This window comes from Faecalibacterium sp. IP-1-18 (assembly GCF_023347355.1).
Classification (GTDB): domain Bacteria; phylum Bacillota; class Clostridia; order Oscillospirales; family Ruminococcaceae; genus Faecalibacterium; species Faecalibacterium prausnitzii.
On the sequence record NZ_CP094472.1, the window covers coordinates 1,535,496 to 1,549,977 of the forward strand.

At 59.1% G+C, this 14,482-nt stretch carries 15 protein-coding genes; all 15 read left to right on the forward strand.

What is annotated here, in order from left to right; all coding sequences use genetic code 11:
• Nucleotides 1-4 precede the first annotated feature (4 nt).
• The 15 genes from MTP43_RS07280 (at nt 5) to spoVM (ending at nt 14,473) form a co-directional block, all read left to right on the forward strand.
• Nucleotides 5-1,408: an oxaloacetate decarboxylase subunit alpha gene (locus tag MTP43_RS07280; RefSeq protein WP_005926028.1), complete on the forward strand. Its 1,404-nt coding sequence runs from the start codon at nt 5-7 to the stop codon at nt 1,406-1,408.
• Nucleotides 1,409-1,604: 196 nt separating this feature from the next.
• Nucleotides 1,605-1,946: a DDE transposase family protein gene (locus MTP43_RS07285; protein ID WP_015538476.1), complete on the forward strand. Its 342-nt coding sequence runs from the start codon at nt 1,605-1,607 to the stop codon at nt 1,944-1,946.
• 268 nt (nt 1,947-2,214) lie between these two features.
• Nucleotides 2,215-3,093, forward strand: a complete 879-nt coding sequence (locus tag MTP43_RS07290) for a YicC/YloC family endoribonuclease (protein WP_015538477.1) — start codon at nt 2,215-2,217, stop codon at nt 3,091-3,093.
• 18 nt (nt 3,094-3,111) lie between these two features.
• Nucleotides 3,112-3,390, forward strand: a complete 279-nt coding sequence (locus tag MTP43_RS07295) for a DUF370 domain-containing protein (protein WP_015538478.1) — start codon at nt 3,112-3,114, stop codon at nt 3,388-3,390.
• Nucleotides 3,380-3,952, forward strand: coding sequence for a guanylate kinase (gene gmk / locus MTP43_RS07300; RefSeq protein WP_005926010.1), 573 nt, complete (start codon nt 3,380-3,382; stop codon nt 3,950-3,952). The genes MTP43_RS07295 and gmk overlap by 11 nt, the downstream gene beginning before the upstream one ends.
• A gap of 28 nt (nt 3,953-3,980) precedes the next feature.
• Nucleotides 3,981-6,242: a replication restart helicase PriA gene (gene priA, locus MTP43_RS07305; protein WP_015538479.1), complete on the forward strand. Its 2,262-nt coding sequence runs from the start codon at nt 3,981-3,983 to the stop codon at nt 6,240-6,242.
• A 19-nt stretch (nt 6,243-6,261) separates the two neighbouring features.
• Nucleotides 6,262-6,798, forward strand: coding sequence for a peptide deformylase (gene def / locus MTP43_RS07310; protein ID WP_005926004.1), 537 nt, complete (start codon nt 6,262-6,264; stop codon nt 6,796-6,798).
• Nucleotides 6,798-7,718, forward strand: a complete 921-nt coding sequence (gene fmt, locus MTP43_RS07315) for a methionyl-tRNA formyltransferase (protein ID WP_015538480.1) — start codon at nt 6,798-6,800, stop codon at nt 7,716-7,718. Before def ends, fmt begins: the two co-directional genes overlap by 1 nt.
• Nucleotides 7,718-9,049: a 16S rRNA (cytosine(967)-C(5))-methyltransferase RsmB gene (gene rsmB / locus MTP43_RS07320; RefSeq protein WP_015538481.1), complete on the forward strand. Its 1,332-nt coding sequence runs from the start codon at nt 7,718-7,720 to the stop codon at nt 9,047-9,049. The genes fmt and rsmB overlap by 1 nt, the downstream gene beginning before the upstream one ends.
• A gap of 41 nt (nt 9,050-9,090) precedes the next feature.
• Complete coding sequence (gene rlmN, locus MTP43_RS07325) at nt 9,091-10,131, forward strand: 23S rRNA (adenine(2503)-C(2))-methyltransferase RlmN (RefSeq protein WP_005925998.1); 1,041 nt, start codon at nt 9,091-9,093, stop codon at nt 10,129-10,131.
• A 16-nt stretch (nt 10,132-10,147) separates the two neighbouring features.
• Nucleotides 10,148-10,897, forward strand: coding sequence for a Stp1/IreP family PP2C-type Ser/Thr phosphatase (locus MTP43_RS07330; protein WP_005925995.1), 750 nt, complete (start codon nt 10,148-10,150; stop codon nt 10,895-10,897).
• Nucleotides 10,890-12,776: a Stk1 family PASTA domain-containing Ser/Thr kinase gene (gene pknB, locus MTP43_RS07335; RefSeq protein ID WP_005925992.1), complete on the forward strand. Its 1,887-nt coding sequence runs from the start codon at nt 10,890-10,892 to the stop codon at nt 12,774-12,776. Before MTP43_RS07330 ends, pknB begins: the two co-directional genes overlap by 8 nt.
• A 12-nt stretch (nt 12,777-12,788) precedes the next feature.
• Nucleotides 12,789-13,667 (forward strand): ribosome small subunit-dependent GTPase A, encoded by an 879-nt coding sequence (gene rsgA, locus MTP43_RS07340; RefSeq protein ID WP_005925989.1) that lies wholly within the window; start codon nt 12,789-12,791, stop codon nt 13,665-13,667.
• An 18-nt stretch (nt 13,668-13,685) separates the two neighbouring features.
• Complete coding sequence (locus MTP43_RS07345) at nt 13,686-14,321, forward strand: thiamine diphosphokinase (protein WP_005925986.1); 636 nt, start codon at nt 13,686-13,688, stop codon at nt 14,319-14,321.
• A gap of 71 nt (nt 14,322-14,392) precedes the next feature.
• The gene (spoVM, locus tag MTP43_RS14505; RefSeq protein ID WP_015538484.1) at nt 14,393-14,473 is read left to right on the forward strand and encodes a stage V sporulation protein SpoVM; all 81 of its coding nucleotides are present in this window, start codon (nt 14,393-14,395) and stop codon (nt 14,471-14,473) included.
• The last annotated feature ends 9 nt before the right edge of the window (nt 14,474-14,482 follow it).

The window sequence follows — 14,482 nt, forward strand, 5'->3', positions numbered from 1 at the left end:
AACCATGGCAAAAAAGCCGATCAAGGTGACCGAGGTCGTCCTGCGTGATGCGCACCAGTCTTTGCTGGCTACCCGTATGACCATGGACGAGATGCGCCCCATCCTGCCCGAAATGGACAAGATCAACTACTTCTCCGTGGAGTGCTGGGGCGGTGCTACGTTCGACAGCTGCATCCGCTTCCTGGACGAGGATCCTTGGGAGCGTCTGCGCATCCTGCGCAAGGAACTGCCGCATCAGAAGCTGCAGATGCTGTTCCGCGGCCAGAATATGCTGGGCTACCGTCCCTACGCAGATGACGCTGTGGAGTACTTTGTACAGAAGTCTGTTGCCAACGGCATCGACGTCATCCGCATCTTCGATGCTCTGAACGACCCCCGCAACCTGCAGACTGCCATCAAGTCTGCCAACAAGGAAGGCGCTCATGTGCAGGGCTGCATCAGCTACACCCTGAGCCCTGTGCACAACAACGAGTACTTTGCAGCCTACGCCAAGACTTTGGAGGAGATGGGCGCAAACTCCATCTGCATCAAGGATATGGCAGGTCTGCTCACTCCCTATACCTGCTATGATCTGGTCAAGAAGCTGAAGGAGACCGTCAGCATCCCTGTGGATATCCACAGCCACTACACTGCAGGTCTGGCTTCCATGTCCATCCTCAAGGGCATCGAGGCAGGTGCCGATATCATCGATACCGCCATGAGCCCCCTGAGCCTTGGCACCAGCCATATGCCCACCGAGAGCTTGGTGGCTGCCCTGCAGGGCACCGACTACGATACCGGTCTGGATCTGAAGCAGCTGAACGTCGTGCGCGCTTACTTTGCTAAGCTGCGCGAAAAGTACATCGCCAACGGCCAGATCAGCCCCAAGAGCCTGGGCGTGGACGCCAACACCCTGCTGTATCAGGTGCCGGGTGGTATGTTCTCCAACATGCTCAAGCAGCTGAAGGATGCCGGTAAGGAAGACAAGCTGGACGAAGTGCTGGCCGAGATCCCCCGCGTTCGTGAGGATGCAGGCTACCCGCCGCTGGTCACCCCCACCAGCCAGATCGTTGGTACGCAGGCTGTGTTCAACGTCATCATGGGCGAGCGCTACAAGATGGTCACCAAGGAGTTCAAGGGTCTGGTCCACGGCGACTATGGCAAAACTCCCGCTCCCATCAAGCCCGAGTTCACCAAGAAGATCCTTGGCGATGAGCAGCCCATTACCTGCCGCTTTGCCGACACGCTGGCGCCCGAGATGGACAAGCTGAAGGCCGAGGCTGCCAAGTGGGCAACGCAGGAAGAGGACGTGCTGACCTACGCTATGTTCCCGCAGGTCGCTCCCAAGTTCTTCGATAAGCGCAATGCCAAAAAGCAGGGCGTGGACGGCGATCATGTGGACTACACCAACCAGTCCCATCCTGTCTGATAAATAAGTCCCTTTCAGGGCTGCTGCACAAAATGCTGTGCGGTAGCCCTTTTTTGTGCAGTCGGCAAAGGTGCAGGGCGCACTCTGTCGCGTAATACCGGAAAAACTTCTGCTTACACATTGACTTGCCGCCCAATACCTTTTATAATGTTTGGTATAGCCGTACAATACAACAAATGATGTGGAGGAAAATGCTATGCGAAGCATCCCGGAGCAGCGCATTGCTGAGTTTCAGGAGCAGGACTATCAACTGTATTTTGGCATTTCAAAGCTGGAATTTGACCGGATGCTCAAGGCTCTGCATGAGGCTTACCGTCAGGAGCATAAGCGCAAGACCCGCTTTACCAAGATCTCTATGATGGACAAGCTCATCCTGACCTTGATCTATCGCTACGAGTACCGCACGATGGAAAGCATTGCCAAGGAATACGAGGTTTCTCTGGATACCATTGCCGACAACATCCATTGGGTGGAGCGCACGCTGCTCAATGCAGATATCCTGCAAACCAGTGTGACCTGCGTTTATAAGACGAACTGATGTTATGACCCTGCGTGAAAACGCGGGGTTATATTTTTTACAAGGGGAAAGCTTCTGGAAAAGCGGTAACTGCCGCAGCCATGTTGTTTTGGCTGCGCAGCAGTAAAAATGAAAACTGTGTTTTTTGCACGGATGCAGTCTGCACCTTGAATTTTTCAGAAAAGAATAGTAAAATGATGCTATATGTATCGTAACATGGGCTTGTGTGCCCAAAGCGGATACCTATACAGAAAAAACGAAGTTAAACCGCAAAAGAATAGGAGCTAGTATGATCTTAAGCATGACCGGTTTCGGCAGGGGGACTGCCGTGCTCAATGGCCGCGAGATCACTGTGGAACTGCGCAGCGTGAACTCCCGCTATTTCGAGTATTCCTCCCGCATCCCGCGCACCTGCAGTTCTCTGGACAGCCGCCTGAAAAAGCAGCTCAACCAGCGGATCTCCCGCGGCAAGGTAGAGCTTAGCATGACCGTCCAGAACGTGGACGCAGCGGATACCGTGGTCGCCGTCAACATGGAGCTTGCCCGCAGCTATCAGCAGGCCATGCGGGACCTGTCCGAGCAGCTGGGGGTCAAAAATGATGTGTCCACCGCCGTTCTGACCCGCTTCCCGGATGTGCTGACCACCCGCCACGCCGATGTGGACGAGGAGCAGCTGTGGCAGGATGTGTCTGCCGTCACCGCGCAGGCGCTGGATCGCTTTGTGGAGATGCGTGCCGCCGAGGGCGCCAAGATGAAGGCAGACGTGGAAAGCCGTCTTGTGTTTCTGGAACAGTGCGTTGGCAAAGTGGAGAGCCTGAGTGCAGGCCGGGTAGAGAACTACACCAACCGCCTGTACGAGAAACTCAAGGTCATCCTGCAGGATCGCGACATCGATGACGCCCGTGTGCTGACCGAAGCCGCCATCTTTGGCGATAAGACTGCCGTGGATGAAGAAACTGTCCGTCTGCGCAGCCACATTGCCCAGTACCGCGATATCCTGCAGCTGGACGAGCCCGTGGGCCGCAAGCTGGACTTCCTGACGCAAGAGCTGAACCGCGAGACCAATACCATCGGCTCCAAGTGTCAGGATCTGGATATCACCCGTATTGTGGTGGATATGAAGGCGGAGATCGAAAAAATCCGCGAGCAGATCCAGAATCTGGAATAATATGTTGTGGAGGAGCCTATGAAACTCATCAACATCGGCTTTGGCAATATGGTCAGTGCGGGGCGTGTGGTGGCAGTCGTCAGCCCGGACTCCGCACCGGTCAAACGTCTGGTGAAGGAAGCACGCGAGCGGGGGATGCTGATCGACGCCTCTTACGGCCGCAGCACCCGGGCTGTGCTTATCATGGACTCCGATCATGTCGTGCTGTCTGCCCTTCAGCCCGAAACGGTGGCAAGCCGCGCCGCCGGGCAGGAGGGTAGAGCATCAATGGAGGAAGAAACATCTCATGGCGAATGATAAATTTCTGTTTGTAGTTTCCGGTGCAGCCGGTACTGGTAAGGACAGCGTGGTCAAGGCACTGCGCGAGGCACACCCCGAGATCGAAAAGACTGTCTCTGCCACCACACGCGCCCCGCGCCCCGGCGAGCAGGAGGGTGTGGACTACTACTACCGCACCCGCGAGCAGTTCCAGCAACTGCTGGAAAACGATCAGGTGGTGGAGCACAACTTCTATAACGGCAACTACTACGGCACCCTGAAGTCTGAGGTGGAAAAGCGGCTGGAGGCTGGTAAGGTGGTCGTGCTGGTCATTGACGTGCACGGCGCTGCCAATATCCGCCGGATGTTCCCGGGCGCTACCACCGTGTTCCTGCTGCCGCCCTCTGTGGAGGAGCTGGAGCATCGCCTGCGCGGCCGCGGCACCGAGACTGAGGAAAGCATTCAGGAGCGTCTCGCCACCGCCCGGCAGGAGCTGGCCGAGCAGGATAAGTTTACCGTAAAGCTGGTCAACAACCAGATCGAGCCCTGCGCTGCAGAGCTTTATCAGGTCATCTGTCAGCGCGCCGGGCTGCAGGGCTGAAAAATCAAGCGTTGAAGGAGTTGGACGAATGCCCAAAACGGTAGGCGTTGCCGTCAGCAATGCGACCTTCCATTTTGATAAGCTGTATACCTACGCCGTTCTGCCGGAGCACCAGAATGTGGTGCGTCTGGGCAGCATGGTACTGGTACCCTTCGGCAAGGGTAGCCGCGCCCGCATGGGTGTGGTACTGGCCTGCGATGCCGAGCCGGAGCACTCCAAGCTGAAATATCTGTTTGACGTAGCCCCGGCTTCGGCCTGCTTGACCCCGGAGCTGCTGCGGCTGGTGTATTTTTTAAAGGAACGCACCTTCTGCACCTACTACGAGGCCGTCAAGGCGGTCATTCCGTATGGTGCGCAGTATAAGCCCGCCGTGGCGGCAGACGGTGTGACCCCGGTGCTGCAAAAGCAGCTTACCCGTCACACCGAAAATGCCTATAAGCTTGTGGGCACTCTGCCGCAAAAGCCAAAGCCTACGGCAAAACAGCTGGCGGCGGTGGCGCTGCTGAGCGGCGGCCCTCGCACCCTGAACGAACTGGAGGATAAGGGCATCAGCCGCGCCGTGCTGGATAACCTGTGCACCAAGGGTGTGCTGGAATGCAGCAAGGTGAATAAGTCCATCGACCTGTACGCCTCCATCCCGCTGCGTAACGACCCCATCACCCTCACGGAGCAGCAGCAAACTGCTTACGACACGCTGCTGCCCAAGCTAGAAGATGCTGCGCCCCATTCGGCTCTGTTGTACGGCGTTACCGGCAGCGGCAAGACGCTGGTGTTTTTAAAGTTGATTTCCCGCTGTCTGGAACTTGGCCGTAAGGCGCTGGTGCTGGTGCCGGAGATCAGCCTGACCCCGCAGATGATCCTGCGGCTCAAAGGACAGTTCGGCCGCCGCGTGGCGGTGCAGCACTCTGCGCTCAACCATACCGAGCGTCTGCTGCAATGGCAGATGATCCAGGACGGCGGTGCAGATATCGTGGTTGGCACCCGCAGCGCTGTGTTTTCGCCGTTGGAAAATATCGGTCTTATCATCATTGACGAGGAGCAGGAGCACACCTACCGGTCGGAATCCGCACCGCGCTACTCCGCCCACGAGGTCGCCCGGCAGCGTGCCGCCGAAAACGGTGCCCTGCTGCTTCTGGCCAGCGCCACCCCCAGCACCGAGAGCTTCCACGCTGCACAGAACGGACGCACCCAGCTGGTGCGCCTGACCAAGCGCTACGGCGGCAACCCGCTGCCCAGCGTGCAGATCGTGGATATGCGGGCAGAGCTGGCAGCAGGCAACCCTCGGGAGATCAGCCTTGCGTTGGAGGACGCCATCCGCCGCAATCTGGAAGCGGAAAAGCAGACCATTCTTCTGCTCAACCGCCGGGGCTACCAGACCATTGCCCAGTGCGAGGACTGCCGCGAGGTGCTCAAGTGCCCCAAGTGCAGCGTGCCCATGGTGTACCACAAATCAGCGCATAAGGTGCTGTGCCACTACTGCGGCTCCCAGCAGGAGCCGCCGCCCACCCTTTGCCCGGCCTGCGGCGGCAAGCTGCAGTACCGGGGCTTTGGTACCCAGAAGGCCGAAGAGGAGCTGGCAAAGCTCTTCCCGGAGGCGCGGGTGCTGCGCATGGATCAGGACTCTACCGCCGCCAAGGACGCCCACGAAAAGCTGCTTGCCAAATTTGCAGCGCATGAATACGATATCATGGTAGGCACCCAGATGGTGGCAAAGGGTCTGGATTTTGAGGACGTGACCCTTGTGGGTGTTCTGGGCATTGATTCGCTGCTGTTTGCGCAGGGCTTCCGGGCATACGAGAACGTGTTCAGCCTGATCACACAGGTGGTGGGACGCAGCGGCCGCGCAAAAGAGCCCGGCTTTGCCATCATCCAGACCACCGACCCGGACAACCCGGTGCTCACCCTTGCCGCCGCGCAGGATTACGACGCCTTCTACGAGCAGGAGATCGCCTACCGCAAGCTTGGCTTGTATCCGCCCTTCTGCGGGCTGTGCATCATCGGCTTTGCCGGTGCAAAGGAGAACGAGGTGGCGCGTGCCGCTGCCCGTTTCTCGGCGCTTTTAGGGCAGCAGGCGGCCAAGCAGCCGGATCTGCCCCTGCGCATTCTGGGTCCTACGCCCGGCAGCATTGAAAAGATCAACGACACCTACCGCTATAAGCTTACCGTCAAGTGCCGCAACGACCGCCGTTTCCGCGACCTTGTGCGCAGCACGCTGGCACTGTATGAAAAAGAAAAACTGCCGTCTAAGGCATCGGTCGTGGTAGACCTGCACTCGGACGGAGACATCTGATAAAACTGGAGGTACCATTATGGCTATCCGTAACATTGTTAAAGAAGGCGACCCCATCCTGAACAAGGTCTGCCGCCCTGTGACCAATTTTGACGACCGTCTGGCCACCCTGCTGGACGATATGCGCGAGACTATGATCGCCGCCGACGGCGTAGGTCTGGCCGGTCCGCAGGTGGGCATGATGCGCCGCTTGTTCGTGGTGTGGGACACCACCGACGCCCCGGAGGAGATCCCCGAGGATTACGAGTACAAGTTCATTGATTTCGTCAACCCCGAGATCCTTGCTGTTTCTGAGGAGGAAGAGACGGCCTACGAGGGCTGCCTGTCCTTCCCGGGGCACAACGGCGCTGTGACCCGCCCCGTTGCCGTCAAGGTGCGTGCACAGGACCGCAACGGCGAATGGTTCGAGCTGGAAGCTGACGGCCTGCTGGGCCGCTGCATCCAGCACGAGAACGACCATCTGGACGGCATCACCATCATGGAATCCAGCGAGTACTTCTATGAGGATACCGAGGAAGGCAAAAAGGCCGCCCGCGAAGCGAAAGGAAACAACTGATGCGCATTTTGTTCATGGGCACGCCGGATATTGCTGCCGAGTGCCTGAAAGCCCTGTATGCTGCCGGGCACGACATCTGTGCCGTGTACACCCGGCGGGATAAGCCCGTCGGCCGCAAGCAGGTGCTCACCGCGCCGCCGGTCAAGGAGGTGGCTCTGGCGCACGGCACACCTGTGTTCCAGCCCCGCACCCTGCGGGACGGCAGCGAGGATGAAAACATCCGTGCCCTCGCCCCGGAGCTGATCGTGGTGGTGGCCTATGGCTGCATCCTGCCGAAGTCCGTGCTGGAAATGCCCCGCTATGGCTGCATCAACCTGCACGTTTCGCTGCTGCCGAAATATCGCGGCAGCGCCCCGGTGCAGTGGTCGGTGCTGAACGGTGACGCCGAGACCGGCGTTTCCATCATGCAGATGGACGAAGGGCTGGATACCGGCGATGTACTGTACTGTAAAAAAATCGCCATTGACCCCGAGGAGACCAGCGGCGAATTGTTTGACCGCGTTACCGCTGTGGGCGCCGAAGCTCTGTGTGAAACGATTCCTCAGATCGCTGCCGGTACTCTGACGGCTGTGCCGCAAGACCACGAAAACGCCACCCTTGCCCCCATGCTGAACAAGGAGATGGCAGAGTTCCACCTGACCGACACTGCCACCCATATCCATAACTGGGTGCGCGGCATGAACCCTTGGCCGGGCGCGTGGTTCAGCACCTCCGGCGGCAAAAAGCTTAAGGTGATGTCCTGCCGTGTGGCTACCGCTCATGGCGAAGCCCCCGGCACGGTGCTGGGCACAAAACCCCTGACCGTAGCCTGCAGCGAGGGTGCTATCCAGCTGCTGGAGGTCGTACCGGAGGGCAAAAAGCCCATGGACGGCACTGCCTTTGCAGCGGGTCGGCGCCTGAAAACGGGGGATAGCCTCTGATGGCCGCAAATCCGCGTGCGGCGGCAGTCGCCGCACTGGTACGGCAGGAGCAGGACGGTTTTTCCAATCTGGTGCTGGACGCAGAGCTCAAGCGCCAGAAGCTGGAAGGCCGGGATAAGGCTTTTGCAAGTGCCATTTTCTACACTGTGCTGGAGCATCGCGGCACGCTGGACTATATTCTGGAGCAGTTTCTGCCCAAGGGGCTGGCAAAGCTGGATGCCCCCGTGCGGGAGATTCTGCGCGCTGCACTGGCACAGGCACGCTATATGCAGGTGCCTGTCTCTGCTGCGGTGAACGAGGCGGTCAAGCTGACCCGCACCTTTAAAAAATCCAGCGCCTCCGGCCTTGTCAATGCCGTGCTGCGCAAGGCCTGCGGCTATGATCTGGACGCTGCCGTTTTTACGGGCGAGATCCAGCGCCTGATGGTGCTTGGCTCTGCCGGACTGGATGTGGCGAAATTTCTCCACAAAAATTACCCGGATGAAGCACTGGGCATCCTGACCTATCAGGCCGATGGCGGTTTGACCAGTCTGCGTGCAAACCCCCTCAAGGCCAGCGCTGCACAGCTGTGCGCGCTGCTTACAGAGCAGGGCGCAGCAGAGGTGCGGCAGGGTATTGTGCCCGGCAGCGTGCTGGCACGATTTGCCGGCAGTCCGGCAGACAACGAACTGTTCCGACAGGGCTACTACCATGTGGAGGGACAGGCCAGCCAGCTGGCAGCCCTTTGCGTGGGCGCAGCCCCCGGCGAGACGGTGCTGGACCTGTGCGCTGCCCCCGGCGGTAAGACCATTCTGCTGGCCGAGCAGATGCAGGGTACAGGAGAGCTGTACAGCTGCGATGCAGCAGAGAACCGTGTGGGGCTGATCCGCACCGCGGTAGACCGCATGGGCTTTACTGGGGTGCATACCCTTTGTAATGATGCCACCAAGCCGAACCCCGCACTGCCCATGGCAGACCGCATCCTGACGGATGTGCCTTGCAGCGGCTTGGGCATTCTGGCAAAAAAGCCAGATCTGCGCTATAAAAAGCTGGAAGCTGCCCGGCAGGCAGAACTGCTTGCCACACAGGCGGCAATTCTGGATACCGCTGCGGCGCTGCTCAAGGCGGGCGGACGGCTGGTCTATTCCACCTGCACCATCGACCCGGCAGAAAATCAGAAGCAGATCGCAGCCTTTTTACAGCGCCACCCGGAATTTGCGGTCTGCGCACCGGATGTACCGCTGCCCGCCGGAATGACGGCAGGGGAGTACGGTTGCCTTTCGGTGCCCACCCGTACCGGCATGGACGGCTTTTTCCTATGCGTGCTGCAAAAAGCCACCGGAACACAATAAGCACGACCTTTATGGGTCGTATCCTGTTATAGGAGAACAGAATGGAACAAAAACGCTGTATTTCTTCCCTGACGCTGGCAGAACTGACTGATGAACTAAAAGCGCTGGGACAGCCGGGCTTCCGGGCAAAGCAGATCTTCCACTGGGTACACCAGAAGCTGGTCACCGAGTTTTCTGCCATGACCGACCAGCCCAAGACCCTGCTGGCAAAGCTGGAAGAAACTTTTTATATCGCTGCACCGCAGATCGAGCGCCGTCAGGAGGCCAAGGACGGTACTGTGAAGTATCTGCTGCGCATGGCTGACGGCAACTGCATCGAGACCGTTGTCATGCGTTACCACTACGGCAATACCGTGTGCGTGTCCACACAGGTGGGCTGCCGCATGGGCTGCCGGTTCTGCGCCTCCACACAGGCGGGGCGTGTGCGCAACCTTGAAGCAGGCGAGATATGCTCCGAGATCTACACCGCCCAGAAGGATATCGGTGAGCGCATCTCCCATATCGTGCTCATGGGCATCGGCGAACCGCTGGATAACTTTGACGAGGTGATGCGCTTTTTGGAGAATATCACCTCGCCTGAGGGCGTCAATATCGGTATGCGCAACATCAGCCTTTCCACCTGCGGCCTTGTGCCCAAGATCGACCAGCTGGCGGAGAAAAAACTGCAGCTCACCCTTTCCATCTCGCTGCACGCACCCACCAACCAGATCCGCAGCAGTATGATGCCGGTCAACGATGCCTACCCGGTGGAGCAGCTGATCCAGACCGTGCGCCGGTATCAGGAGACCACCGGCCGCCGGGTCAGCTTTGAATATTCCATGGTGCGCGGTGTCAATGATTCTGATGTCTGCGCAAAGCAGCTGGCAGACCTGATCCGGGGCATGGGTGCGCATGTAAATCTGATCCCCATCAACCCAGTGGACGGCAGTCCGTACTCCGCTACGGATGCAGCCAATGTGCGCCGGTTCCAGCAAAAGCTTGAAAGTCTTGGCGTAAACGCTACGGTGCGCCGCCGCCTTGGCAGTGAGATCAGTGCCGCCTGCGGCCAGTTGCGCCGCGACGAAATGAACGGCAAGGCATAAATAGAGGGAGAAACCTATGAAACTTGCAGGAAAAACGGACGTGGGGCGCGTCCGGCAGGACAATCAGGATGATTACCGTGCCGGGGAACTGCCCGGCGATGCAGCATGGGCGCTGGTATGCGATGGCATGGGCGGCGCACGCGGCGGGCGGGAAGCCTCGCAGTGTGCGTGCAGCGTCATCGAGCGCTGCTTTCAGGAGCAGTACAACCAGTGCATCCCCGGCGAAGAGGAGACTTTTCTGAAAAAGGCGCTGCTCAGTGCCAACCGCTATGTGTTCCAGAAGGCACTGCGGGAGGAGTCTCTGGCCGGTATGGGCACCACCGCCGTCTGCGCTCTGGTGCGCGGCGGCAAGGCCTATCTGAGCCACGCGGGCGATTCCCGCGCCTACCTGTACCGGGACGGTAAGCTGGCGCAGCTGACCCACGACCACTCCTATGTGCAGGAGCTTGTGGATTGCGGCACCATCACGCAGGAGCAGGCAGAGCATCACCCGCAGAAAAACATCATCACCCGGGCGCTGGGCGTGGATTACCGGCTGGAGCCGGAGTTCACCACCGTAGCGCTGCAGGCAGGGGATGTTCTGCTGCTGTGCACGGACGGCCTGACCAATGCCGTACCCACAGAGCAGCTGGAGCAACTGCTGCGCAGCGGGTCTTTTTACGATCTGCCGGACGTTCTGATCCGTACCGCCAACGAAAACGGCGGCCCGGATAACATTACCGCCCTGCTGGTGGGAGTAGAGCCGATGGAGGTGCGCCATGGATAACCTGATCGGTAAAAGACTGGACGGTCTGTATGAGGTGCAGGAGCTGATCGGCTCCGGCGGCATGGCCAACGTGTATAAGGCAGTCATGCGGGGACAGAACGGCCCTGTGCCCGCCGGGACTGTGGTGGCCGTCAAGGTGCTGCGGCGGGAGTATATGCACGACCCGGATCTTGTGCGCCGCTTTAAAAACGAATCCAAGGCCATCTCACTGCTGAATCACCCCAATATCGTTAAGGTGTACGATGTCTCGGTCAACGACCATCTGCAGTATATTGTTATGGAATATGTGGACGGCATGACGTTGCGGGAGTACCTCAACGAGCGGGGCGGCAAGCTTTCCAGCCGGGAGACCGTGCACTTCATCTCCCAGATCCTCAAGGCGCTGGAGCATGCCCACGCCAACGGCGTCGTGCACCGGGATATCAAGCCCCAGAATATTATGCTGCTGGATAACGGCCAGCTGCGCATGATGGACTTCGGTATCGCCCGCATTTCCCGGGCAGATAACCAGATGCTGGCCGGCAAGGCAATGGGCAGCGTGCATTATATCAGCCCGGAGCAGGCAAAAGGAGACGAGACCGACCGCACCAGCGACATCTACTCTGTGGGCGTCATGATGTACGAGATGCTTTCCGGACATCTGCCCTTTGATGCCGATGACGTGGTTGAGGTTGCCATCAAGCAGATCTCGGACGAGCCCCGCTCGCTGCACGAACTGGCACCGGAAGTGCCCTATGCGCTGGTGGAGATCACCGAAAAGGCCATGGCAAAGCTCCCCCAGAACCGCTACCCCTCGGCACGGGCGATGCTGGAAGCACTGGACACCTATGTGCAGAACCCCTCCGTGCTGTTTGAATATCAGTATATTACAGAAGAAGCGCCCGAAAAGGTGGTGAAACGTACCATGAACCAGAACCGCGCGATCCGTCAGAACGAACAGCCCGCACCCCGCAAAAAAGGCAAGGGAAAACCGGGCAAAAAACGCCGCACTGTCTTTTTGCCGGCCTTGTTCGGCATCACCATTGCCTTTGCACTGGCCTGCATGGCACTGTGCTGGATGATCCTGAACGACTCCTCCAACCTGATGAACAACAAGGCCGATGTCACCCTTGGAGACTATATCGGCATGACCAAGGATCAGGCCATGGCCACGGATCAAATCGCATCCGGCCAGATCTCCCCGGAGTGGGAAGAAGAGTACAACAGCAACTACGCCGCCGGTTATATCTATAAGCAGTCGCCGGTATCCGGCCGCACCGTCCGCGAGGGACAAAGCGTGACTTTGACCGTTAGTCTGGGCACCCAGTATGTCACCGTGCCGGACCTGACCAACTATGTGCAGACCGATGCCGAACAGCAGCTCAAGGCACTGGGCGTTTCGGTGCTGGTCACGCAGGCTGTGGATACCTCGGTGGCTTCCGGTGCGGTCATCCGCACCGACCCTGCCGCCGGTACGCAGGTGGCGGCAGGCTCTACGGTCATCCTCTATATCAGTCGTCCGCAGGTGTCCACCACCACCAAGGTGCCCTCGCTTACCGGCATGAGCGTGGATGATGCCCGCACCCTGCTGGTGCAGAACCATCTGGGGCTTGGCAGCCAGAGTGAAGAATACAGCGACCAGCCCGCAGGTACGGTGCTCAGCCAGAACCCTGCGGCAGGTACTACCGCAAAACTGAACAGCCGCGTAAACGTTGTGGTCAGCGCGGGCGCTGCACCGGTACAGGAACCGGAGCAGCCGGGTGGCGATGGCACTACTTCCGGCACCACGGGCGAAGGTTCTACCGGCGGTGAGAGCACCGGCGGCAGCAGCGAGCCGAGCTCCAGCAGCAGCTCCACAGGCGGCGGTATTCTGGACTGGTGGTCCTCGCTGTTGGGCTGACGGAGGATATGCATGAACGGTTATATCGTAAAAGGCATTGGCGGCTTTTACTATGTAAAAACGCCGGATGGCATCGTGGAGTGCAAACCCCGCGGCATCTTCCGCAAACAGAAGATCACCCCCGTGGCAGGGGATGAGGTGACGCTGGAGACCGAGAATGACGCAGCGGTCATTGCGCAGATCGAGCCCCGCAAAAATGTTTTTGTGCGCCCGCCGGTGGCAAATCTGGATGTGCTGTTCCTTGTGGCCAGCACCACCCAGCCTACCCCCAGCACGCTGGTTCTGGATAAGCTTTCGGCCATTGCGGTGGATAAGGGCGTACAGCCGGTGGTGGTGTGTACCAAAAGCGACCTTGCCGAGGCGGATTTTCTGGCAAATGCCTATGCAAAGTCCACCCTGCCGTTTATCCGCATCGACTACGAAAGCGGTGCAGGTCTGGACGAAGTAAAGCAGTGGATCAACAGCAGATTGTGCGCTTTCTGCGGCAACTCCGGTGTGGGTAAATCCACCCTGTTGAACGCATTGCTGCCGGACGCCGCCCGCGAGACCAGCGCCATCAGCCAGAAGTTGGGACGCGGCCGCCACACAACCCGTGAGGTGACCATCTTTGAAGCCTACGGCGGACGCATTGCCGACACGCCGGGCTTTGCCAGTCTGGAGGCGAATCGTGCCGGGTTCATCCCCAAGGAGAATCTGGAGCACGCCTTCCCGGAGTTCGGGCCTTATCTGGGGCAGTGCCAGTTTACCGGCTGCTCCCACCGCAGCGAAAAAGGCTGTGCTGTGCGGGCTGCGCTGGCAGAGGGCAAACTTTCCCAGACCCGGTACGACAGCTACTGCGCCATGTACGACGAGGTAAAGGATGTCAAGGACTGGCAGCGCCCGAAAGTGTAATACGGAAGGAAGAATGAGATGTCCCGTTGTGTGATCCTTTCCGCCTGCCCGGTGCAGCCGGAATTTAAGCGCTTGCTGCGCAGCGATGATTTTATCATTGCCTGCGATGCGGGCTACCGCAACTGCGAACGGCTGGGCTGCAAGCCGGATATCATTGTAGGCGATTTTGATTCCGCTCCCTGTCCGCAGCAGAATGCGGACGATATCGTCGTTTTACCCCACGTCAAGGACGACACCGATACCGAGTATGCCGCAAAGCTCGCGGCGCAAAAGGGCTTTGACGAGGTGCTTTTGCTGGGCGCACTGGGCGGCAAGCGGGTGGAGCACACCCTTGCAAACCTGTGCACCGGCCTTGGGCTGGAGCAGCGCGGCATCCGCGCTGCCTTGCAGGACGAGCGCTCCCGCATCACCTTTGTGCTGCCGGGCGAGAGCCGCCGCTATCCCAAGGAGGAGTTCTTCTACTTCTCCGCCTTCCCCATGGAGGGACGCGCCGAGGGCGTGTATGAAAAAGGCTCCTTCTATGAGTTAGAGGATGCCGTGCTCACAGCAGGCTATCCGCTGGGCGTGAGCAACGAATATGCCGAAGGATCGGACTGCATCACCATCAGCACACGGCAGGGCGCGCTTGTGGTGGTGGAGACCATCGCAGATTAAACCTCTTCCCGGAACATTTTTGCCCGTCAGACGCTATAATGGGGTAAACATGAGCGAAAGGCGGGGTGGAGATGCAGGTAGTGGTCATTCGCAGCCCGAAAGCGCTGTGCGGCATTCTGCGCAAGCTGTTCGGCATCCGCAAAGAGAACTGAATCCAAAAA

Bases quoted from the DNA above. Each gene is read 5' to 3' on its own strand.
- MTP43_RS07280 (WP_005926028.1), top strand. From the start codon at position 5: ATGGCAAAAAAGCCGATCAAGGTGACCGAGGTCGTCCTGCGTGATGCG.
- MTP43_RS07285 (WP_015538476.1), top strand. From the start codon at position 1,605: ATGCGAAGCATCCCGGAGCAGCGCATTGCTGAGTTTCAGGAGCAGGAC.
- MTP43_RS07290 (WP_015538477.1), top strand. From the start codon at position 2,215: ATGATCTTAAGCATGACCGGTTTCGGCAGGGGGACTGCCGTGCTCAAT.
- MTP43_RS07295 (WP_015538478.1), top strand. From the start codon at position 3,112: ATGAAACTCATCAACATCGGCTTTGGCAATATGGTCAGTGCGGGGCGT.
- gmk (WP_005926010.1), top strand. From the start codon at position 3,380: ATGGCGAATGATAAATTTCTGTTTGTAGTTTCCGGTGCAGCCGGTACT.
- priA (WP_015538479.1), top strand. From the start codon at position 3,981: ATGCCCAAAACGGTAGGCGTTGCCGTCAGCAATGCGACCTTCCATTTT.
- def (WP_005926004.1), top strand. From the start codon at position 6,262: ATGGCTATCCGTAACATTGTTAAAGAAGGCGACCCCATCCTGAACAAG.
- fmt (WP_015538480.1), top strand. From the start codon at position 6,798: ATGCGCATTTTGTTCATGGGCACGCCGGATATTGCTGCCGAGTGCCTG.
- rsmB (WP_015538481.1), top strand. From the start codon at position 7,718: ATGGCCGCAAATCCGCGTGCGGCGGCAGTCGCCGCACTGGTACGGCAG.
- rlmN (WP_005925998.1), top strand. From the start codon at position 9,091: ATGGAACAAAAACGCTGTATTTCTTCCCTGACGCTGGCAGAACTGACT.
- MTP43_RS07330 (WP_005925995.1), top strand. From the start codon at position 10,148: ATGAAACTTGCAGGAAAAACGGACGTGGGGCGCGTCCGGCAGGACAAT.
- pknB (WP_005925992.1), top strand. From the start codon at position 10,890: ATGGATAACCTGATCGGTAAAAGACTGGACGGTCTGTATGAGGTGCAG.
- rsgA (WP_005925989.1), top strand. From the start codon at position 12,789: ATGAACGGTTATATCGTAAAAGGCATTGGCGGCTTTTACTATGTAAAA.
- MTP43_RS07345 (WP_005925986.1), top strand. From the start codon at position 13,686: ATGTCCCGTTGTGTGATCCTTTCCGCCTGCCCGGTGCAGCCGGAATTT.
- spoVM (WP_015538484.1), top strand. From the start codon at position 14,393: ATGCAGGTAGTGGTCATTCGCAGCCCGAAAGCGCTGTGCGGCATTCTG.